Annotated in this window: 17 protein-coding genes; 6 read left to right on the top strand and 11 right to left on the bottom strand. The window is 70.8% G+C overall.

The genetic code is table 11. The features are described 5' to 3' along the window. Position 1: 1 nt before the first annotated feature. From ACWDTS_RS12085 to ACWDTS_RS12075, 3 genes are all read left to right on the top strand, one after another. Positions 2 to 1,756: an ABC transporter substrate-binding protein gene (locus tag ACWDTS_RS12085; RefSeq protein ID WP_450109166.1), complete on the top strand. Its 1,755-nt coding sequence runs from the start codon at positions 2 to 4 to the stop codon at positions 1,754 to 1,756. Further along, positions 1,753 to 2,310, top strand: coding sequence for an adenine phosphoribosyltransferase (locus tag ACWDTS_RS12080; RefSeq protein WP_450109167.1), 558 nt, complete (start codon positions 1,753 to 1,755; stop codon positions 2,308 to 2,310). Before ACWDTS_RS12085 ends, ACWDTS_RS12080 begins: the two co-directional genes overlap by 4 nt. Positions 2,311 to 2,396: 86 nt before the next feature. Continuing rightward, positions 2,397 to 4,703, top strand: a complete 2,307-nt coding sequence (locus tag ACWDTS_RS12075; protein WP_450109168.1) for a RelA/SpoT family protein — start codon at positions 2,397 to 2,399, stop codon at positions 4,701 to 4,703. Between the two features lie 21 nt (positions 4,704 to 4,724). Here the strand turns inward: ACWDTS_RS12075 and ACWDTS_RS12070 are convergent, their stop codons facing one another. The 4 genes from ACWDTS_RS12070 to ACWDTS_RS12055 form a co-directional block, all read right to left on the bottom strand. Further along, positions 4,725 to 5,528 carry a peptidylprolyl isomerase gene (locus ACWDTS_RS12070; protein WP_450109169.1) on the bottom strand — a complete coding sequence of 268 codons (804 nt, stop codon included), beginning with the start codon at positions 5,526 to 5,528 and terminating at the stop codon, positions 4,725 to 4,727. A gap of 69 nt (positions 5,529 to 5,597) precedes the next feature. Beyond that, a complete protein-coding gene (locus ACWDTS_RS12065) occupies positions 5,598 to 6,437 on the bottom strand; it encodes a peptidylprolyl isomerase (RefSeq protein ID WP_450118259.1) in 840 nt (279 codons plus the stop codon). A 177-nt stretch (positions 6,438 to 6,614) separates the two neighbouring features. Next, positions 6,615 to 7,397: a peptidylprolyl isomerase gene (locus tag ACWDTS_RS12060; protein ID WP_248675024.1), complete on the bottom strand. Its 783-nt coding sequence runs from the start codon at positions 7,395 to 7,397 to the stop codon at positions 6,615 to 6,617. Then, positions 7,397 to 8,269, bottom strand: coding sequence for a peptidylprolyl isomerase (locus tag ACWDTS_RS12055; RefSeq protein ID WP_450109171.1), 873 nt, complete (start codon positions 8,267 to 8,269; stop codon positions 7,397 to 7,399). Before ACWDTS_RS12055 ends, ACWDTS_RS12060 begins: the two co-directional genes overlap by 1 nt. Before the next feature lie 152 nt (positions 8,270 to 8,421). Between ACWDTS_RS12055 and ACWDTS_RS12050 the strand changes: the two genes are divergently transcribed. Genes ACWDTS_RS12050 through ACWDTS_RS12040 form a run of 3 tightly spaced genes read left to right on the top strand, consistent with a single transcriptional unit; the run spans position 8,422 to position 11,057 of the window. Then, positions 8,422 to 9,105 carry an MBL fold metallo-hydrolase gene (locus ACWDTS_RS12050; protein ID WP_197256325.1) on the top strand — a complete coding sequence of 228 codons (684 nt, stop codon included), beginning with the start codon at positions 8,422 to 8,424 and terminating at the stop codon, positions 9,103 to 9,105. 46 nt (positions 9,106 to 9,151) lie between these two features. After that, entirely contained in the window at positions 9,152 to 10,426 is a 1,275-nt protein-coding gene (gene hisS, locus ACWDTS_RS12045) for a histidine--tRNA ligase (protein ID WP_450109172.1), read from the top strand. Then, the gene (locus ACWDTS_RS12040; RefSeq protein WP_248675023.1) at positions 10,386 to 11,057 is read left to right on the top strand and encodes a hypothetical protein; all 672 of its coding nucleotides are present in this window, start codon (positions 10,386 to 10,388) and stop codon (positions 11,055 to 11,057) included. The genes hisS and ACWDTS_RS12040 overlap by 41 nt, the downstream gene beginning before the upstream one ends. A gap of 48 nt (positions 11,058 to 11,105) precedes the next feature. Here the strand turns inward: ACWDTS_RS12040 and ACWDTS_RS12035 are convergent, their stop codons facing one another. From ACWDTS_RS12035 to ACWDTS_RS12005, 7 genes are all read right to left on the bottom strand, one after another. Further along, positions 11,106 to 12,236, bottom strand: coding sequence for an amidohydrolase (locus ACWDTS_RS12035; protein ID WP_450118258.1), 1,131 nt, complete (start codon positions 12,234 to 12,236; stop codon positions 11,106 to 11,108). After that, the gene (locus ACWDTS_RS12030) at positions 12,233 to 14,101 is read right to left on the bottom strand and encodes an alpha/beta hydrolase family protein (protein WP_450118257.1); all 1,869 of its coding nucleotides are present in this window, start codon (positions 14,099 to 14,101) and stop codon (positions 12,233 to 12,235) included. The genes ACWDTS_RS12035 and ACWDTS_RS12030 overlap by 4 nt, the downstream gene beginning before the upstream one ends. A gap of 6 nt (positions 14,102 to 14,107) precedes the next feature. After that, positions 14,108 to 15,934 (bottom strand): N-acetylglutaminylglutamine amidotransferase, encoded by a 1,827-nt coding sequence (locus ACWDTS_RS12025; RefSeq protein ID WP_450109176.1) that lies wholly within the window; start codon positions 15,932 to 15,934, stop codon positions 14,108 to 14,110. A gap of 1 nt (position 15,935) precedes the next feature. Beyond that, positions 15,936 to 18,548, bottom strand: coding sequence for a glutamate--cysteine ligase (locus tag ACWDTS_RS12020; protein ID WP_450109177.1), 2,613 nt, complete (start codon positions 18,546 to 18,548; stop codon positions 15,936 to 15,938). A 56-nt stretch (positions 18,549 to 18,604) separates the two neighbouring features. Beyond that, complete coding sequence (locus ACWDTS_RS12015) at positions 18,605 to 19,807, bottom strand: hypothetical protein (RefSeq protein WP_450118256.1); 1,203 nt, start codon at positions 19,805 to 19,807, stop codon at positions 18,605 to 18,607. Further along, a complete protein-coding gene (locus ACWDTS_RS12010) occupies positions 19,804 to 20,160 on the bottom strand; it encodes a type VII secretion target (RefSeq protein WP_450109179.1) in 357 nt (118 codons plus the stop codon). Before ACWDTS_RS12010 ends, ACWDTS_RS12015 begins: the two co-directional genes overlap by 4 nt. 136 nt (positions 20,161 to 20,296) lie before the next feature. Then, a complete protein-coding gene (locus ACWDTS_RS12005) occupies positions 20,297 to 20,659 on the bottom strand; it encodes a RidA family protein (RefSeq protein ID WP_197250464.1) in 363 nt (120 codons plus the stop codon). Positions 20,660 to 20,701 lie beyond the last annotated feature (42 nt).

The raw sequence follows: 20,701 nt of genomic DNA, 5'->3' as shown, positions 1-20,701 counted from the left end.
CATGGCGGCAACCGAACGGACCCAGCGCACCCGACGACTACGACGGTCGCTCCGGACCGTGGTCACCGCTGCGGCGGTGACCGCGGTCGCGGCCGGAGCCGTGGCCTGCGGCTCCTCCGACGAACCGCTGCACTCGATCGGCTACGCGATCGACGGGACCGTCACCACCTACAACGCCAACACCGTCGACGGTGCCGCGTCGGGTGCGCGGCAGGCGCTCGCGCGCGTGCAGCCCGGCTTCGGCTATGTGGGGCCGGCCGGCCGCGTCGTCGCCGACACCGACCTCGGTACCGCCACCGTCATGCCCGCCGATCGGCTCACCGTCCAGTACCGGCTCGCCGCGGATTCGGTGTACTCCGACGGGGTGCCGATGAGCTGCGACGACCTCGTGCTGGCGTGGGCTGCGGCGTCCGGCCGTTTCACCGCCCCGGACGAAACCGGTGCCGTGGTGAACGTGTTCGACTCGGCGCAGCGCGGCGGATACGCCGACATCGAGCGGGTCGACTGCCAGCCCGGTTCGAAGGACGCGACCGTCGTCTTCCGTGCGGACCGCTCCGACACGGACTGGAAGTCGCTGTTCGGGGCCACCGAGCTGCTGCCCTCGCACGTGGTGGCCCGGGTGTCCGGGGTCGCCGACCCGGTCGCGGCGATCAACGGCGGTGACCTCGACGCGGTGCGTCGGATGGCGGACTTCTGGAACACCGGCTGGAACCTGACCCCCGGAGCGCTCGACCTCTCGCTGCTGCCGTCGGCCGGGCCGTATCGCATCGAGTCCTACACGGCCGAGGACGGTCTCGTCCTCGTCGCGAACGAACGCTGGTGGGGCAACCGCCCAGCCACGGACACGATCGTGGTGTGGCCGCGTGGCACCGCCGCATCGACCGCGTCCGAGGACGGCCGGATCCACGTCGTCGACAGCGCCGACGGTGCCCTCGAGGGCATCGGCGCCGGGGACGGGGCCACCGTGTCGACGGTGCCCTCGCGCAACGTCGAGCAGCTGACACTCGCCACCAAGGGCGTGTTCGCGAACCCGGCGGCGCGGCGCGCGTTCGCGTTGTGCATTCCCCGCGGGGAACTGTTCGACCAGCTCGGAACGGTCGCCGACGCGCCGGACGCGGGGCTCGGTGCCGGACCGGTCGATTCCCGGATCCTCTCGGCGGATTCCCCGCTGTATCCCGGCGTGGCCGGAACCGCTTCCCGGTACGCCCAGGTCGACCGGGAGGCGGCGAAGCGCGAACTCGCCGCCGACGGCCAGGAGCGGATCACCGTCCGGGTCGGCTATCTCGGGCCCGACCCGCGTCGCGCCCGGACCGTGGAACTGATCGCCGAGTCGTGCCGCGACGCCGGTATCGAGGTCGTCGACGCCGGATCCGAGACGTTCACGCCGTCACAACTGACGGCGGGACAGCTCGATGCCGTCCTCGCCGGCACGGCCGCGGTCGCCGGGGCCGGCGGTACCGCCGACATGGCCGACGCCCGCGGCGCCCTGCACTCCGGGACCGGCGGCAACGTCGGTGGTTTCGCAAACCGCCGCGTCGACGAGATCCTCGACGCGCTGCTCGTCACCTCGGACAATGCCGCGGTGGCCGCCCTGGCCGGTGAAGCCGAGACGATCCTGTGGAACGAGATGCCGACGGTGCCGCTGTTCGCGCAGCCCCGCACCACCACGCTTGCGTCCGGGATGCACGTCGCCGTCGCGAATCCGACGACCGCGGGTGCGGGCTGGAACATGGACCGGTGGATACTGACCAGGTGAGCATCCACGGAACCGTCGACCCTGTCCTCCTCGAACGCGCCGCGACCGCGGTGACCGAACGGACCCGGTGGGTCGACGACTTTCCGACGCCCGGTGTGCGCTTCGCGGACCTCACCCCGGTGTTCGCGGACGGTCCGGCCTTCGGTGCGGTGATCGCCGCGCTGGCGGCCGTCGCGGAGGGCGCGGAACTGGTGGCCGGCGTCGACGCGCGGGGCTTCCTCCTCGGCGGCGGCATCGCCCGCGAACTCGGGGTCGGGGTCCTGGCGGTGCGCAAGGCCGGCAAGCTTCCGCCGCCGGTGCGCACCTGCGAGTACTCCCTCGAGTACGGCTCCGCATCCATCGAGATTCCGGGCGATTCGATTGCCCTCGAGGGTCGCCGGGTATTCGTCGTCGACGACGTCCTGGCCACCGGCGGCACCCTCGCCGCGACCGTGCAGTTGCTCGAGGAAGCGGGTGCGGACGTGGTCGCGGTGTCGGTCGTGACCGAGATCGAGGCGCTGGCCGGACGCGCACGGCTCGCGAAGCACCCGCTGACGTCGATCGTGCGGATCTGAGGACTACAGTTGGCGCAGGTACCCGGGCCGGACGGCCCCGGCGGGCCGAGCACGACGGTCCGGGCAATGCGGCGGGAGGAGTGGGTATGACCCAGAATCTTGATCGGTCGTCGAACTCCGGCCCCACCCCGACACCGGCATCGACGTCCGCGTCGCGCCGGGTGCGGGCGCGGCTGGCCCGGCGCATCACCGGACAGCGCGGAACCACGCTCAAGCCGGTGCTCGAGCCGCTGGTCACGATCCACCGCGAGCTGTATCCGAAGGCCGATCTGTCGCAGCTGCAGCGCGCCTACGACGTCGCCGAGGAACGCCACGCCACGCAGAAGCGCAAGTCCGGCGACCCGTACATCACCCATCCGCTCGCGGTCGCGACGATCCTCGCCGAGCTCGGGATGGACACCACGACGCTCGTCGCGGCACTGCTGCACGACACGGTCGAGGACACCGGTTACAGCCTCGAACAGCTCACCGCCGAGTTCGGTGAGGAGGTCGCGCACCTCGTCGACGGGGTCACCAAGCTCGACAAGGTCGTCCTCGGCAATGCCGCCGAGGCCGAGACCATCCGCAAGATGATCATCGCGATGGCGCGGGACCCGCGGGTCCTGGTCATCAAGGTCGCCGACCGGCTGCACAACATGCGCACGATGCGTTTCCTGCCGCCCGAGAAGCAGGCGCGCAAGGCCCGCGAGACCCTCGAGGTGATCGCGCCGCTCGCGCATCGTCTCGGCATGGCGACGGTCAAGTGGGAGCTCGAGGACCTGTCGTTCGCGATCCTGCATCCGAAGAAGTACGAGGAGATCGTCCGCCTCGTCGCGACCCGCGCGCCGTCCCGCGACACCTACCTGGCGAAGGTGCGCGCCGAGATCAACGCGACGCTGGCGGCGTCGCGGATCGACGCGACCGTCGAGGGCCGGCCCAAGCACTACTGGTCGATCTACCAGAAGATGATCGTGAAGGGCCGCGACTTCGACGACATCCACGACCTGGTCGGGGTGCGCATCCTCTGCAACGAGATCCGCGACTGCTACGCCGCGGTCGGTGTGGTGCATTCGCTGTGGCAGCCGATGGCGGGCCGCTTCAAGGACTACATCGCCCAGCCGCGCTACGGCGTGTACCAGTCCCTGCACACCACCGTCATCGGTCCGGAGGGCAAGCCGCTCGAGGTGCAGATCCGCACCCGTGAGATGCACCGGACCGCCGAGTTCGGGATCGCCGCGCACTGGCGCTACAAGGAAACCAAGGGCAAGCACTCGGGCGACGCCAACGAGCTCGACGACATGGCGTGGATGCGTCAGCTGCTCGACTGGCAGCGTGAGGCCGCGGATCCGGGGGAGTTCCTCGAGTCGCTGCGCTACGACCTGGCGGTCAAGGAGATCTTCGTGTTCACGCCGAAGGGCGATGTGATCACGTTGCCGTCGGGGTCGACGCCGGTGGACTTCGCGTACGCGGTGCACACCGAGGTCGGGCACCGGTGCATCGGTGCCCGCGTCAACGGCCGGCTCGTCGCGCTCGAACGCAAACTCGAGAACGGCGAGGTCGTCGAGGTGTTCACCTCGAAGGACCCGAACGCGGGGCCGAGCCGCGACTGGCAGTCGTTCGTGGGATCCCCGCGCGCCAAGGCGAAGATCCGCCAGTGGTTCGCGAAGGAACGCCGCGAGGAGGCTCTCGAGGCGGGCAAGGACGCCATCGCGAAGGAGGTGCGGCGCGTCGGGCTGCCCCTGCAGCGGTTGATGAACGCCGACATGATGCTCGCGGCCGCCAAGGAACTGCGCTACAGCGACGTGTCCGCGCTGTACACGGCTGTGGGGGAGCACCACGTCTCCGCGCAGCACGTCGTGCAGCGCCTGGTGACGATGCTCGGCGGTGTCGGCGGTGTCGAAGAGGAACTCGCCGAACGGGCGACGCCGTCGACGACGCCGACCCGGTCGCGGCAGAGCGGTGATTCGGGAGTCGAGGTTCCCGGGGCGCCGGGCACCGTCTCGAAGCTCGCCAAGTGCTGCACCCCGGTCCCGGGCGACGAGATCATGGGCTTCGTGACCCGCACCGGTTCGGTCAGCGTGCACCGCACCGACTGCACCAACGCCGGATCGCTGAAGGAGCAGTCGGAGCGGATCATCGAGGTGAAGTGGGCGCCGTCCCCGTCGTCGGTGTTCCTCGTCGCGATCCAGATCGAGGCGCTGGACCGGCACCGGCTGTTGTCGGACGTCACCAAGGCACTCGCCGACGAGCGTGTAAACATCCTGTCGGCGTCGGTGACCACGTCGGGAGACCGGGTCGCGGTCAGCCGGTTCACGTTCGAGATGGGTGATCCCAAGCATCTCGGGCACGTGCTGAACGTCGTCCGCAACGTGGAGGGCGTCTACGACGTCTACCGCGTGACGTCGGCGGCCTGACCCGGCGAGATTCGGGACCGGTCAGCGGACGCCGGTGATCACCACCGGCGTCGTCGGGGTGCCACCGCCGAGGCGGCTGCTGCCGTCGTGCCCGGCCGCCGCGGCCGCGTCGAGCAGCGGCAGGCCCGCCTCCCCGACGGTGCCCAGGACCGTGTACTCCGGATACAGCACCGAATCCCCGATGACCAGGAAGAACTGGCTGCCGTTGGTGTCGGGCCGGCCGGTGTTGGCCATCGCGACCGTGCCCCGCGGGTAGAGCGTCGGGGGTGCCTGGTAGCCGTCGGAGCCGTGCGACACGGTCACCGGCCACTCGTCCGCGAACGTGTAGCCGGGACCGCCGGTTCCGGTGCCCGACGGATCCCCGCACTGGTACAGGCGGGCACCCTCGTCGGTGGACAGACGATGGCAGGCGACGTCGTCGTAGAAACCCTGCCGGGCCAGCGAGACCAGGCTGTTCACCGCACACGGCGCGTCGGCGCGATCGAGCTCGAGCGGTACCGCACCGATGCTGGTGTCGAGGGTGAGCTCCACGGTTCCGCTCGTGGGCACCGGTGTCGCGGCCGGGGCCGTCGCGGGACGTGCCGCGCTGCCGCCTGGGACGTACGAACACGACACGGTCGGCGCGTCGGGAACCGGTGGTGGGGGCAGCGGAGCTCCGGCGGGCATCGTCAGGGCCGGAGCAGGGGCCGGTGCCGGGATCGGCGGGGTGTCGGCGGTGGTGGCGTCGCCGGTGCTGCACGCTGTCACGACGACCGCGACGACCCCGAGCGTGCAGACGCGGGACCGGCGGACGATCCCCTGCATCGCGGATGAAACGGCTCTCACAGATCCGGACCGTAACCGAACCGGGCATTTCCGGACAGACCCTGCCGTCGTGACGGGCCCGTTTCACCCTCAGATCACCCTGTTGATCACCACCGGTGTGAGGGGGCGGCCACCGATGGAATCGGGGCCGCCGTCGTGTCCTGCCGCCGCCGCGGCATCGAGCACCGACAGTCCGGATTCGCCGATGGTTCCGAAGACGGTGTACTGCGCCGGCAGCACGCTGTCGCCGAAGAACAGCAGGAAACGGCTGCCGTTGTTGTCGGCGTGTCCGTCCGAGGCCATCGCCAGCGTGCCGCGCGGGTGCAGCACCGGCGTCAGGAACCAGTTCGTCTGGGAGGTCACCGTGACCGGGTATTCGTCGGCGAATCGGTAGCCGGGTCCGCCGGTGCCGGTTCCCGTGGGGTCGCCGCACGTGAAGACCCGCGTTCCGGGCTCGTCGACCAGCCGCTCGCAGGCACTGCCGTTGTAGAAGCCCTGCCGGGCCAGATTGATGAAGCTGTTGACCGCGCACGGCGCCTTCGCTCGCTCGAGCACGACGGGAATCGAGCCGGCCGTGGTGACGAGGGTGATCTTGACGGTCCCGGCTGTCGAGACCGTGGCCACCTGCGAGAACCGGGCCCGGGGCGTCGCGGGACCTCCCTCGGTGTACCGGCACTCGACGGTTGCGCCCGGCGGTGCGGGAACCGGTGGCAGGGCGGGAAGGGCCGACGCGTCGAACTCGTCCGGCGCCGAAGTCGACGTCACTGTGGGGGACGAGGTGAGCGCGGTCGTCGACGGGGTGCCCGCGGCGTCGCTGTCGGCCGCGCATCCCGCGGCGAGAATCGCGGTGGCGAGCAGCACGCTGCCCCGGCGCGCGCGGCGGCGGGGTGTCCGATCGCGGGTGGGCACCGTCGAGGGATGTGGGGTCACAGCAACGGCACGATATCCGATTCGCCGGGGTTAGGACAGGAAGCGGGAGTTGTCCCGCACCCGGACCGGGCGTGCGGTGACCGGGGCCACAGAGGAAGCCGGCCGGGGAGCCGGACGGGACGGTGCCTTCCGTTCGGAAGGTACCGTCCCGCCACCGCACTCGGAATGCCACTGCACTCAGGACGCGACGGTCACCGTCTCGATCTGCACCGGCAGGTTCGGGGCACCGCCACCGACGCTGCCCATCGAGCCGTCGTCGCCCGCGGCCGCGACCTTCTCGATGGTCGCGAGTCCGGCCTCGTCGATCGTGCCGAAGATCGTGTACGCCGGCGGAAGCTGCGAATCCTCGTAGACCAGGAAGAACTGGCTTCCGTTGCTGCCGGGCTGCCCGGTGTTCGCCATCGCGACGGTGCCCCGCGGGTACACCACGGGCTGGGAGAGCGCGGGATCGGTCGGTGCGAACGCGGTCTCCGGGTATTCGGTGTCGAATCCGTAGCCCGGGCCGCCCCGGCCGGTGCCGGACGGGTCGCCGCACTGCAGCACCTGCAGGCCGGGTGAGGTCACGAGACGATGGCAGGGTGTGTCGTCGAAATAGCCCTGCTCGGCCAGCGACACGAAGCTGTTGACCGTGCACGGTGCGGCGGCGGGATCCAGCGTCAGCCCGATCGGGCCCGCGCTGGTGGTCATCGTCACCGTCGGCGATCCCGCGGTGCTCACCCCGCTTCCCTGCGGCGGCGTCACGTCCTTCGCGGCCTCGCCGTCCGGCATGTAGCTGCAGTCGACGGGGTCGCCCGCGGCGGGACGTTCGGGCAGCGCGCCCGTGTACGTCGGCGCAGCCTGGGTGGCCGTCGCCGTACGGGTGGTGGTCGTGGCGGTGTCGGTGCCGTCGTCGGAACAACCGGCCAGCAGGAGTGCTGCGCCGGCGGCGACGACCGCGAGACGAGTTCGGGTGCGGGCCATCAGTCCATCCTCACGCTGGTCAGGGACGTCGCCAGGGCCGGCTTGCCGTCCGCGCCGCCGCCGGCGACACCTTCTGCGGCGATCTTGTCGAGTGTCGCCAGTCCGGTCTCGTCGACCGTACCGAACACCGTGTACTGCGGCGGCAGTATCGAATCCCCGTAGACCAGGAAGAACTGGCTGCCGTTGGTGCCCGGGCCGGCGTTGGCCATCGCCAGGGTGCCGCGCGGGTAGGTCATCGGCTCCTGCGAGGCCGGGTCGTCGGCCGCGAACTGGTCGGTGGGGAACTCGTTGGCGAACTCGTAACCCGGCCCGCCGCTGCCGGTTCCGGTCGGGTCACCGCACTGCAGCACCTGCAGCGACGGCGACGTCGTCAACCGGTGGCACTCGGTGTTGTCGAAGTATCCCTGCGAGGCGAGGGACAGGAAGCTGTTGACCGTGCACGGCGAATCCGAGTTGTGCAGGATCAACCCGATGTTCCCCTGCGTCGTCTCGACGCTGACGCTGATGTCGGTGTTGGCCTCGCCGCTGGTGAGGATGCCCTCGGTGCGCGGTGGCTCCACCGGCCGCGAGGGCTCGCGCCCGTCGGCCGGGTATGCGCAGTTCACGGATTCGGGCAGCGGTTCGGCGCGACCGGTGGGCATCGCTGCGAACTCGGAGCTCTGCTCGGTCTCGCCGGTGGCGGTGGTGGCGCTCTCGTCGTCGCCGCGGTTGACCGCCCACAGCGTGACGCCCACACCGATCGCGACGATCACCCCGAGCGCCGTCAGGCCGATGTTCCGTTGGCGGCGTTTGCGCTCACGCTCCGCACGGCGCGCGAGCTGCCGTTCGAGTTTGCGTTTCGCGGCCTGGCGCCGCTGTGCGTTGCTCGGCACTGCTGTAGTCCTCCCGTAACCCGTCGGTCGTGGCTGAGCTGTGAAGTCAGGCCGGATCGAGTTTGCCACCCGAACCTGGAAGCGGGCGGACCGGGCGTTGCACCTAGGCTGTAGGGGCCCCCAGAACTGCCCTCACCGTAGGAGCGATGCTCGTGCTCGTTACCGGATTCCCCGCCGGGATGTTCCAGACCAACTGCTACATCCTCGCGCAGGACAACTCGAAGGAGTGCGTCGTCGTCGATCCCGGTCAGGACGCCGCCGAACCGTTGAACGAGTTCCTCACCGGATCCGACCTGAGTCCGCGCGCGGTACTGCTCACCCATGGGCATCTCGACCACATCTGGTCGGCGCAGGTGGTCGCGGACCGGTACGACATCCCCACCTACATCCACCCCGGCGACCGGCACATGCTCACCGATCCGGGAGTCGGACTCGGTTCGAGCCTGGCACCGTTCCTGCAGGGCGCCACCTTCACCGAACCGCACGAGGTGATCGAGTTCGCCGACGGCGACGAGATCGAGCACGCCGGGATCCGCTTCGTCGTCGACCACACCCCCGGCCACACCCAGGGATCGGTGGTGTTGCGCACCGTCGCAACCACCCCCGACGGCACCGAGGTTCCGGTCGCCCTGACCGGCGACACCCTGTTCGAGGGGTCCATCGGCCGCACCGACCTGCCCGGCGGCAACCACGAGCAGCTGCTCGAGTCGCTCGCCGCGAAACTGCTGGTGCTCGACGACGCCACGAACATCCTTCCGGGGCACGGACGGTCCAGCACGATCGGTCGGGAGCGGGTGTCGAACCCCTTCCTGACGGGCCTGGCCGGCACCCGCTGATCCGGCCCCACACGCACATCGTTCCGACGAGAGAAAGCAGCGACAGGTGAGCAAGGTCTCCACGTTCTCGGCCCCGAAGGGTGTCCCGGATTACGTTCCGCCGCAGTCCGCGGAGTTCGTGGCCGTGCGCGACGGTTTGACGCGGGCCGCGCGTCTGGCCGGGTACGGGCACATCGAGCTGCCGATCTTCGAGGACACCGGGCTGTTCGCGCGCGGTGTCGGCGAATCCACCGACGTCGTCACCAAGGAGATGTACACGTTCGCCGATCGTGGCGACCGGTCCGTCACGCTGCGCCCCGAGGGCACCGCCGGTGTGATGCGCGCGGTCATCGAGCACGGTCTCGACCGCGGCCAGCTGCCCGTCAAGCTCAGCTACTCGGGCCCGTTCTTCCGGTACGAGCGGCCCCAGGCCGGCCGGTACCGGCAGCTGCAGCAGGTCGGCGTGGAGGCGATCGGCGTCGACGATCCCGCGCTCGACGCCGAGGTCATCGCCGTCGCCGACGCCGGTTTCCGCAGCCTGGGACTCGAAGGCTTCCGCCTCGAGATCACCTCGCTCGGCGACGAGACCTGCCGGCCGCAGTACCGGGAGTTGCTGCAGCAGTTCCTGTTCGGGTTGCCGCTCGACGAGGAGACTCGCCGCCGCGCCGAGATCAACCCGCTGCGTGTGCTCGACGACAAGCGCCCCCAGGTGCGGGAGATGACCGCCGACGCGCCGCTCATGCTCGACCATCTGTCCGACAGCGCCAAGGCCCACTTCGACGAGGTGCTGAGCCACCTCGACGCACTCGGGGTGCCCTACGTCGTCAACCCGCGCATGGTCCGCGGCCTCGACTACTACACCAAGACCACCTTCGAGTTCGTGCACGACGGCCTCGGTGCCCAGTCCGGCATCGGCGGCGGCGGCCGCTACGACGGCCTGATGGAGCAGCTCGGCGGACAGCCGCTGTCGGGTATCGGGTTCGGTCTCGGTGTGGACCGCACGATCCTCGCGCTCGCCGCCGAAGGCAAGAGCGCCGCCACCCCGGCCCGCTGCGAGGTGTACGGCGTGCCGATGGGCGACGCCGCCAAGTCCGCACTGGTTCCGCTCGCCCACAAGCTCCGCGGCGCGGGCATCCGCGTCGACCTCGCCTACGGAGGACGCGGACTCAAGGGCGCGATGAAGGCCGCCGACAAGTCCGGGGCCGTCGTCGCCCTGGTCCTCGGCGATCGTGAACTCGAGGCCGGCGAGATCGTCGTGAAGGACCTGCGTACCGGCGAGCAGCAGACCGTGCCGCTCGCCGATGCAGTCGCGCGCGTGGGTGAGGTCGTTGCCGGGAACTGACGGGCCTGCGCCCGAATCCGTGTCCCTCGACCTGCTGCCGCCGCACCTCCTGCTGCCGCGTGCCCGCCGCGTCGCGCTCGCATCGGTGCTCCTCGGCATCGTGCTCGCCGGGGTGGCGTGGCTGTTCGTGCCGACGTCGATCGCCATCGCGCTCGGGCTGCTGTTCGGGCTGCCTCCTGCCGTCGGCGCATTCGTCGTGACCCGCCGGCATCTGCGCCTCGACGGCACGGTGCTCGTGGCGTCGGGACCGGTTCGTTCGCGCAGCGTGGACCTGCGGCACCTGGCCGGTGTCGAGTTGCTCGTGCGTGTCGCGCGAGTGAGTCAGGTGATCCTCCGCGTCAACGACGGCGAGCACGGGCTCGTGTCGGTGCCGCTGGCGTTGTACGCGGACGGCGGCGGACGCGAACTCGACGTGCTCGCGCTGCGTCGGCTCGCCGATGCCCTCGCCACCGCCGAGGTGGCGCCGGCCGCCGCGGTGTCGTCGGTCCTCGTCGAACAGTTGCGGGCCGAGGCGCGCAGCGCGGCGGTGGGGGAGCGGCCGCTGTACCGGGCGGTCGAACTGGCCCGCAACGCGGGCCGGGTGCCGCAGACGACCCTGACCGATCACGAGGTTGCCTCGCTCGTCGACTGAGCGGGGCCGACCGCGCCGACGCTGTCGGGGTCATGCCCGTCGGCCGCGTCACCCCTTCCGGGCCAGCGCGACGAAGGTGCGCATCCCGTGCACGAGGGCGCGTTCGTCGAGGGTGAACTCGGGGCGGTGCAGATCGCAGCGCGGCCCGACCCCGTCCCAGACGCCGAGCCGCGCCATCGCGCCGGGGATCTTTTCGAGGTACCACGCGAAATCCTCACCGCCGCTGGACTGCTGGGCCTCGGCGAGGTTGTCCAGCCCGACGACCGTCTCGATCGCTTCGAGCAGGTCCGAGGCACAATCCGGGTCGTTGACGACCGGAGGAACGCCCTGCACGTACTCGAGTTCGTGCCCGACCCCGTACGGCGCGAGCAGTTCGCCGACGGTGCGCCGCACCAGGGGTTCGAGACTCGCCCAGGTCGCGTGGGACGCGCTGCGCAGGGTCCCGACCAGCTCCCCGGACTCGGGAATCGCGTTGCCCACGTGACCCGCCGAGATCCTGCCCCATGTCAGGACCGTGGCGCTGCGCGCGTCGACCCGCCGGTCGAGCACCGACGCCAGGCCGGTGATCAGCACCGCCGCGGCGTGGATCAGGTCGCCGGTCAGATAGGGCCGCGCCGAATGCCCGCCGGCGGACGACAAGCGCACCGTCACCGCATCGCTCGACGAGGTGATCGGTCCGGCCCGGGTCGCGAGCATGCCGACCCGGAACTGCGGGGCACAGTGCAACGCGAAGATCTTCGACACGCCCTCGAGCACCCCGGCCGCGACGACCTCGATCGCACCACCCGGCGTCGCCTCCTCCGCCGGTTGGAAGATCAACCGGACCCGGTGGGGCGGAGGGTCTTCGGCGAGCTCGGCGGCCGCTCCCATGAGGATCGCGGTGTGCGCGTCGTGTCCGCACGCGTGGCACACCCCGGGCACCGTCGACGCGAACGGCAGACCCGTGGCCTCGGTCAGCGGCAGCGCGTCGAGGTCCGCCCGCAAGGCGATGCAGTGCGCGCTCGGCGGACCCACGTCGCACCACAGTCCTGTCCCGCGCGGCAGGGTCACCGGCTCGAGGCCCAGTGAGCGCAGATGGTCGCGGACCACCGCGGTCGTGCGGTGCTCGGCGAACCCCAGTTCGGGGTGTGCGTGCAGGTCGCGCCGCCACGCCACGAGCTGTTCGAACGAGACGCTCATCGTGCGGCCTCCTCGACCCGGCTCACACCCAGGTGTGTGGTGAGCCAGTCGACCATCGCCGAGGCCAGGGCACGGCGGTTCTCCCGCTTGACGATCTCGTGGCCCTCGTCGTCGAACAGGAGGAAATCCGCGACGCCGCCGCGGGCGTGCACGGCCGCGACGATCTGCTCGGACTCGCCGACCGGCACGTTGGTGTCGTGCGCGCCGTGCACCACCAGCAGCGGGGCCTTCAGGTCGTCGATCCGGTGGATCGGGGAGAGCTCCTGCAGCAGTTCCCGGTCGTGGACCGGGTGCCCGTACTTCGGGTAGGCCGCGGCCGCGATCCACGGCTCGGTGTTGGCGTAGAAGCTCTCGAGGTCGCTCATGCCACAGATCGCGACGCCCGCGGCGAACAGCGGGGCATGGAAGGTCAAGGACGCCAACGTGAGATACCCGCCGTAGGAGCGGCCGGCACACGCGATCCGCGCCGGGTCGGCGATGCCTCGCTCGACGAGGAACTGCACGCAGTCCGCGACGTCGTCGATGCCGGCGAAACGCCCGTACCGGTCGTCGGCGTGCATGAACGTCCGCCCGAATCCACCCGATCCCCGGACGTTCGGTGCGAACACGGTGATCCCGGCGTCCACCAGGGCGGGGAAGTAGTCGCTGTACCCGGGCCGTTCCTGTGCCTCCGGGCCGCCGTGGAAGTACAGCATCACCGGTCCCGGCTCGCTCCCGCCGCGATAGTGCCAGCCGGACAACGGCATTCCGTCCCGGGCCTCGAATTCGAGCAGCTCCGGTGCCACCGCCGGGTCGATGCGGGTGCGTGCATGCTCGACCGGAACCCAGTCGCCGGAACGGGGATTGACCAGTTCGACCGACGGCGGCATCCCCGGGCCCGCCACCGTCACCGCGAGCAGCGCGCCGGTCGCGCTGAGCGAGAGCTCCGACGCGATGAGCCCGGGCAACAGGATCGGCGGCGCCAGCGAGCCGTCCCTCAGGTCGAGCATCTGTAATTCGCTCAGCCCCTTGATGTTCCACAGCAAGGCCACGGTCGTGTGGTCCTCGCTGACGGCGAACTCGTCGAGGTCCGCGTCGGGCCGCTCGGCGAGGACCCGGTACGACACGCCCTCGTCGGACACGGCGACGCCCAGCAGTCGCGCGAACTCGCTACCGTGATCGCTGCGCACCACGGCCCGCACGTAGCGGGCCGGTTCACCGTCGCTGGACGCCCACGGGGACCCGTACCGGTCCAGCCCTCCGAGCAGGCGGTGGTCGTCGAGGATGACCCCGGCATCGGTGGTCGATCCGAAATCGGTGGGCAGCAACGGTGTCCGTGTTCCGTCGGCGCGCAGCAGCAACAGCTCGCGATGTCCGCGTGGCCCGACGCGCAGCAGTGCCGAACCGTCCCACGAATCCACAAGATGTCCACCGACCCGGCGATCGAGCACGACCGACTCCAGCGTCTGCGGATCGATCAGCCGGGATTCGGCGACGCCCTCCTCGTCGGTCGCGGTGACCGCGACGAGCGGACCGTCCCAGCACACCAGTTCCGTCGAGCCGTCATCGGCGGTGTCGAGCCGCCGCGCGCTGCGGTCGTCCGGATCGGTCTGCACCACCCACACCTGGGTGCGGGTGCCGGCGTCGGGAGCGACCTCGAGCGCGAGCCACCGGCCGTCCTCCGAGTGCTGGATCCGCGTGACCGGACCACTGACGGGCAGGTCCACGCGACGGGAGGGCCCGGCCGACCGGCCGGTCAGGAAGCGCTGCACCGCCCACGGATAGCCGCCGTCGTCGACGATGTGCGCGAACCCGGTCGCATCGGGCGACATCGACGCACCCGACGTGAAACGCACATGCGTAGGGCCCTCCGGTACCGCATCCATCCCGGCTCACTCCTTCTGCACCCGCGCAGGCTGCGCGGTTCTCGTCCCGGTCTGCTCGTCCATCGACTGCAACCACAACTCGAGCAGCGCGACCTGCCAGAGCGCGTTCGCGCCGAGCGTGGTGCGGGTGTCGTTCGGTGCGGCCAGCAGTGCGTCGATCGTGCGCGGCCGGTACAGGCCGCGTTCGCGCGCGGCGCGGCTGTGCAGGGCGTCGCGCACCAGGGTCAGCAGTTCCCCGTCGAGATTCCGGATTCCCGGAACCGGGAAGTATCCCTTGGTGCGGTCGATGATCCGGTTCGGCAGGAGCGCCCGGCTCGCGTCCTTGAGGACGCCCTTGCCGCCGGACGCGAGTTTGAGTTCGGGCGGGCAGGTCGCGGCGAGTTCGACGAACTCGTGATCGAGGAACGGGACCCGCGCCTCGAGGCCCCACGCCATCGTCATCGTGTCGACCCGTTTGACCGGGTCCTCGACGAGCATGACCGTCGTGTCGAGACGCAACGCCGCATCGACCGCGGTGTGAGCGCCGGGTTCGGCATGCTGCGCGGCCAGGAACTCGCTGCTCGCGTCGTGGTCGAGATGGTAGTCGGGGCACAGCAGCGCGCCGATGTCGTCGTGGGAACGGTCGACGAACACGCGGGCGTAGGTCTCGGCGGACCGGTCGCGCGCGACGCCGAGCATCGGGGGATACCAGTCGTATCCGGCGAGGATCTCGTCGGCACCCTGACCCGACTGGACCACCTTCACCGATCGGCGTACCTCCTCCGACAGCAGGTAGAACGCGACACAGTCGTGACTGACCATCGGCTCGCTCATCGCCGCGATCGTCGCGGGCACGGCCGGCAGCAGACGTGAGGAATCGATGTGGATCTTGTGGTGGGCGGTGCCGAACGTCTCGGCGACCAGATCCGAGTACTCGTACTCGTCCCCGGATTCTCCTGCAGCCGAATCGAATCCGATGCTGAATGTCTCGAGGCCGTGCTGGCCCTGCTCGGCGAGCAGCGCGACCACCAGGCTCGAGTCGATGCCGCCGGACAGCAGAACCCCGACGGGCACGTCGGCGACCATCCGTCGCGACACCGCGGTGCGCAGGGCGTCGAGCAGGGCGTGCTGCCAATCGGGTTCGGTCCACGAGGCGCGGTCCGGGTCCGGTCCGAACACCGGTTGCCAGTACCGGATGTCGTCACTGCGGCCGTCGGGGCGGATCACCCGCACGGTCGCCGCAGGCAGCTTCCGGATACCCCGGAAGATGGTGCGCGGGGCCGGCACCACCGAATGGAAGCTCAGATAGTGGTGCAGCGCCACCCGGTCGAGGTCGGTGTCGACGTCACCGGCGTGCAGCAGCGCCGGAACCGTCGACGCGAACCGCAGCCGGCCCGGGGACTCGGCCAGATACAGCGGTTTGATCCCGAGCCGGTCGCGCGCGAGGGTGACCACCCCGGTGTCGGTGTCGGCGATCGCGAACGCGAACATCCCGGCGAAGCGGCGCACACAGTCCGTGCCCCACCGATCGAATGCCTTGAGCACCACCTCGCTGTCCGCGGTGGAGAAGAACCGGTAGCCGGCCGCCTCCAGCTCGGCGCGCAACTGCCGGTAGTTGTAGATGCACCCGTTGAACACGAGCGCGAGCCCGAGGTCGCTGTCGATCATGGGCTGGCGGCCGCGCGGGGACAGATCGATGATGCTCAGCCGACGGTGTCCCAGGGCGATCGACTCCTGCACGTACATCCCGCCGGAGTCGGGGCCGCGCGGTGCCATCGACGCGGTCATCCGGGACACGGCACCGGTGTCGGCGGGCTTGCCGTCGAACCGGATCTCGCCGCACACCCCGCACACGTCAGCGCTCCCTCCGGCCGGTAGGCGGCCCGCCCGCCGACCGAAGGATCCAGGTGTCCTTGCCGCCGCCGCCCTGGGAAGAATTGACGATCATGCTTCCGGCGGGTGCCACGCGGGTCAGCGCCACCGGTGCGACATGCGCGGTGACCCCCTCGCCGTCGGCGCGCACGTGCACGAACACACGCAGGTCGACGTGGTGCGGATAGAACCCGGTGCCGTCGAACGTCGGGTGCGTGGACAACGGCACCACCTCCTGCGCGACGAATCGCTCCGGCTGCCTCAGCAGATCGTGGCGGCGCCTCGCCAGTTCGGCCGGTGTCGCCTCCGGGCCGATCGTGATCCCGTTGCCGCCGAATCCGTCGATGGGCTTGACCACGAGCTCGGAGAGCCGGTCCAGCACGTGGTCGCGCTGCTCGCGTTCGGCGCACACCCACGTCGGGACCTGGTCGAGCAACGGCCGCTCACCCAGGTAGTACTCGATCAGCGCTGGCACATAAGTGTAGACGGCCTTGTCGTCGCCCACCCCGTTACCGAGGGCGTTGACCACGGTCACGGTCCCCGCACGCAGCGCGCCGAGCAGACCCGGCCGCAGCGGCTGCCCGTCGTAGCCGGCGGAGGACAGCAGCATGTCCTCGTCGACACGGGCGTAGAGGACATCGACGCGCGACTTCGTCGTCCCCCGATGGACGTACACGACGTCGTCGCGGACCGACAGGTCCTGCGTCTGGGCGAGCGGCAGACCCGTGCGCTCCGCGAGCATGGTGTGTTCGAACCACGCGGAATCCTGCGGGCCCGCGCTCAGCACAACGGCGGCCACACGGTCGCCGCGGGCCCGGGGCGGAGCGGCGGCCAGCAGCGTTTTCACCATCAGGTCCGTGGTGTCCTCGACATCGAGGACATCGGAGCCCTCGAGGAGTTCGCCGAGGAAGGTGCGGGTCATCGCGCGGTGGGCCAGGGCGTAGCCGACGCCCGACGGCACCCGGAGATTGTCCTCGAGCACCACGAACCGGCCGGGATCGGTCCGGACCAGGTCGATGCCGCAGATGTGTGCGCGCACCCGGTGCAGGTGGGCCGCGGCGCCGCTCCGGCGGAACCCGGGCGCACGGTCGAGCACCTCCGCCGGCATCACACCGTCCCGGATCACCGCGGCGTCCCCGTACACGTCGACGAGGAACGCGTTGAGTGCCTGCGCGCGCTGTTCCAGCCCGGGAACCAGGTGTTCCCACTGGTCGGCCGTGATGATCCGGGGCACCACATCCATCGGGAAGACCCGTGCCCGGGCCTCGCCGCTGACCCGGAACACCACCCCGTCGAGGCCCTGCTCGCGGTCGATGTCGTCCTGCGCCGTCCGCAGCGTATCGGCTCCGAGCCGCGCCAGCGTGGTGAGCACGTGTTCGTACTCCGGGCGCGGCCGGCCGCGCGCGTCGACGGCCTCGTCGTATCCGTCGGTGGCGTCGTCCGCGCGGAGCGGCGCGTACCCGTGCAGCAGCGTCCCGTGGGGGTCGGCGACCTCCGGAACCTCGTGGACCCGGCCGGCGGTCTCGGCGAGCAGCAGGTCCACGACGTCGGTGAGCTTGCCGCGCCGGCGCAGCACCCGTCGCTGCCGCGCCGCGGAACTGCCGATGCGGGCGGCTGCCGCGGCCAGTTCGGAGACGGTGTCCCAGTCGCCGAACTGCTCGAGTTCCGGTCGCAGCAACGAGGTGAGCCGGTCGATCATCTCCACGGCCGGTCGCGGTACCGCGGCCTCGACGTCCACCAGGTCGCCCTCGAGCCCGGAGCGGGCGGCCCGCCACATCGCGGCGCGGATCAGGGTGGGGTTCGCCCGGATGGGAGGTACCCCCTCACGCAGTGCCGTGCACTCGTGTTCGACGAGCGCGCGGAACAGACCGGCGACCAGGGTGATCGTGTCGACCGACGGGCAACTGTCGCACACCCGCAGTTCGAGGGTGGGTTGATGCGCGGACGGCCGCAGGTCGAAGTACACCATGCCCGGGTCGGTGATGACCCCGCTCGACACGAGATCGGCGATCAGCCGGTCGTACTCGGCGGCGGACGACACCGGCGCCGCGGGCCCGGTGCTCGGCCACCGGATCCACACGAGGCTGCGCACGCTCGCATAACCGGTGTCGGTGCCGTCGGCCCAGAACGGTGAGCTCGCGCTGAGCGCCAGGAAGACCGGCAGGTGCGGGGCGATCCGGTTCGCGACCTGCACCGCTTCGTCCCGGTCAGGAACATCGACGTGAACCTGGGTGCCGCAGATCAGCTGCTCCCGCGCGAGCAGTTGATAGTCGGCGAGCATCCGGCGATAGCGTGGTGTCTCGCTCACCTGGAGTTCCTCCGGGACCGCGAGCGGGACGGCACCGGCCGCGGCGACCCCCAGGCCCAGTTCGGCGGCGGCCGCCACCAGCTGCGAGCGACGAAGGACGAGATCCGCGCGGAGTTTCGACAGCTCCCGGTGGACCTCGCTGTTGACCTCGACAACGCAGCGTTGCAGTTCGTCGACGTAGGTGTCCTGCGGGAGCCGGGCGAGCAGTTCCGGGGCCCGGGGAACGAGCCGGCGCGTTTTCGCATCGATCAGCTGGAATTCCTCTTCGACGCCCAGCTGTCGAACCATTCCCGCACGACCCATCTACCTCAGATACCCGCTCGGGTCACAGCGTAATCCGGTGCCTACCGGTCGTCGATGCCCCCGATCACCGCCGGTACGACCTTCGGCATTTCCCCGACCACCTCGGTCGAGTTCGCGGCGGACACCAGGAAGCCCGGTGTGCCACGGGGATCGGTCCGGTCGTCTCCGCGGTGGGTACCGGCCGACGGGACGCCGCCGTACATGCCGGGGCGTCCGGCCGCGGTGGGGACCGGACCGGCGGTGCCCGAGCCCACGGGTGCCGCCGGTCCCGGGAACACACCGGGGACCGATGAGGCGGGGACCGCGCCGGTTCCCGCTCCGAGACCGGACCCGGTGAGCCCGGCGCCGCCGAAGCCCGACGGTGCGGACATGGAGCCGCCGGCCGACGGCATCGTCGGCGTCAGGGACGCGGCCCGGGTCGGGGCGGACCCGTCGCCGAATCCGCCGAACATCGATCCGGCCGCGGACGCAGCTTCGGAGGCGAGGGACTTCACCGCGTCGGACGCGACCGCCGCCACCTGCCCGGGGCCGGGCAGGCCCTCCGGTGCGATCGGCGGCGGAACCGGGATCGGGGCGGTGAGGGTGTTCATCGCCGCGGTGTGCACGCTCAGTTCACCGCGGCTGCGGCTCACCACGGCCAGTGCCGCCTGCAGATGCTCGACGGCGGCCGAGACCAGCAGTGCCTGACCCGGCGGCGTCAGCGCGACCGGCGCGGTGGCGGACGCGACGGCCAGGAACGATTGGGCGATCCCGGTCAATTCGACGTTCCCGCGTTCGACGGTCGCGGTCGCGGCGCGGGTCAGTTCACCGATCCGGTCGCCGCGTTCGCTCAATGCGACCGCGCTGGTGTGCGCCTGGCGGCCGTGCTCGATCGCGGCGTCGGCCGGTGCACCCTCCCACGAATCGGGGAGCAGGTCGACTGCGCTGCGTCCGATCGAGGCGGCGGTGTCGAGGAACCGGGACGACTGCTGGAGGATCGCGGCCGGGTCGAGCCCGTCCAGGATGCCGGTGCCGAACAGGCCGCCGAGATCGGTCAGGGGTGCGAGTAGCTGATCCACCCCGGGCAGCTGCGGAACCGGAATCGACTGCAGCAGTTCGACGATCGGGTTCGTCCCGGGATCGGGCGGCGGGATGGGGACGACGGGCGCCGGTGACAGCGGCATGTCGAGCACCGGTCCGATCGGGGAGGCCCGCAGCGCGTCGAGGACGGTCGGGGTCGCCGCGGGTGTGCCCTGCCCGGTCACCGCGCGGGCCCGGGTACGATGCCGGCGGCCGCGGTCGCCAACGCCGCGGCCTGCTCGGCCACGACGGTTTCGTAACCCGTCGCGGTGGCGTGCGCGGCGGCACCGCTCGAGGCGTAGACGAGCGACAACTGCGCGACCGCGCGGGTGTGCTCGCTCTGGGCGGCGGCGAACGCCGCCAGGAAGTCGCCGCCGATCAGCCCCAGCGCCGGGCTCAGCGCCGAGACGTTCTCCTGCAGATCCACCGCGCCCGCGCGTGCCACCCGATCGGCGGCCTCGAGTGTCGTGTTCCCGAAGGCGCGGACGCCGTCGGGCGCAACCCTGACCGAATTGCCGACGGCGGCATGATCCCCCATGATGATCCCCCCAGATCAGAAGTTCGTGTGCAGCACTCTAGCTCGAGCCGGGGCGCTGTGCGCTCGTGAGCCGGGGGCTGCGCGCTCGCGTGCCTTTCGGGCCCCTCCGGGCGCCCGAAAGGCACACGATCCCACGCTATTCGACGACCGCGTCGGCTTCGATCTCGATGAGCAGATCGGCGTCGACGAGGCGGCTGACCTCGAGAATCGTGCTGGCGGGCCGGATCTCGCCGAACACCTCACCGTGCGCGGCGGCCGCTTCCTCCCACCGGGACATGTCGGTCAGGTACATGCGGGTGCGGATCACGTCGGTCAGCTTCGCGCCGGCCTCGGCCAGCGCGGCCTCGATCGTGCGCAGGGCGCCGCGGGTCTGTTCCTCGAGGGTCGCGCCGGGGGAGGTGGTGCCGGAGACCGCGACCTGGTTGCCGATGCGCACCGCGCGGGAGTAGCCGATCTTCGGTTCCCATTCGGAACCGGACGAGATGTTCTGACGAGTCATGGCCGGAATTCTGTCAGGTGGAGGGTCGTCGAACGAAATTTC

Source organism: Rhodococcus sp. NPDC003383 (assembly GCF_053589115.1).
This window is presented reverse-complemented; position numbering and strand designations above follow the sequence as displayed.

Excerpts from the sequence above, each read along its gene's own strand:
- ACWDTS_RS12035 (WP_450118258.1), bottom strand. The coding sequence starts at position 12,236 with ATGAGCGTCTCGTTCGAACAGCTCGTGGCGTGGCGGCGCGACCTGCAC.
- ACWDTS_RS12060 (WP_248675024.1), bottom strand. The coding sequence starts at position 7,397 with ATGGCCCGCACCCGAACTCGTCTCGCGGTCGTCGCCGCCGGCGCAGCA.
- ACWDTS_RS12085 (WP_450109166.1), top strand. The coding sequence starts at position 2 with ATGGCGGCAACCGAACGGACCCAGCGCACCCGACGACTACGACGGTCG.
- ACWDTS_RS12040 (WP_248675023.1), top strand. The coding sequence starts at position 10,386 with ATGCAGTCGCGCGCGTGGGTGAGGTCGTTGCCGGGAACTGACGGGCCT.
- ACWDTS_RS12075 (WP_450109168.1), top strand. The coding sequence starts at position 2,397 with ATGACCCAGAATCTTGATCGGTCGTCGAACTCCGGCCCCACCCCGACA.
- ACWDTS_RS12030 (WP_450118257.1), bottom strand. The coding sequence starts at position 14,101 with ATGGATGCGGTACCGGAGGGCCCTACGCATGTGCGTTTCACGTCGGGT.
- ACWDTS_RS12010 (WP_450109179.1), bottom strand. The coding sequence starts at position 20,160 with ATGGGGGATCATGCCGCCGTCGGCAATTCGGTCAGGGTTGCGCCCGAC.
- ACWDTS_RS12005 (WP_197250464.1), bottom strand. The coding sequence starts at position 20,659 with ATGACTCGTCAGAACATCTCGTCCGGTTCCGAATGGGAACCGAAGATC.
- ACWDTS_RS12020 (WP_450109177.1), bottom strand. The coding sequence starts at position 18,548 with ATGGTTCGACAGCTGGGCGTCGAAGAGGAATTCCAGCTGATCGATGCG.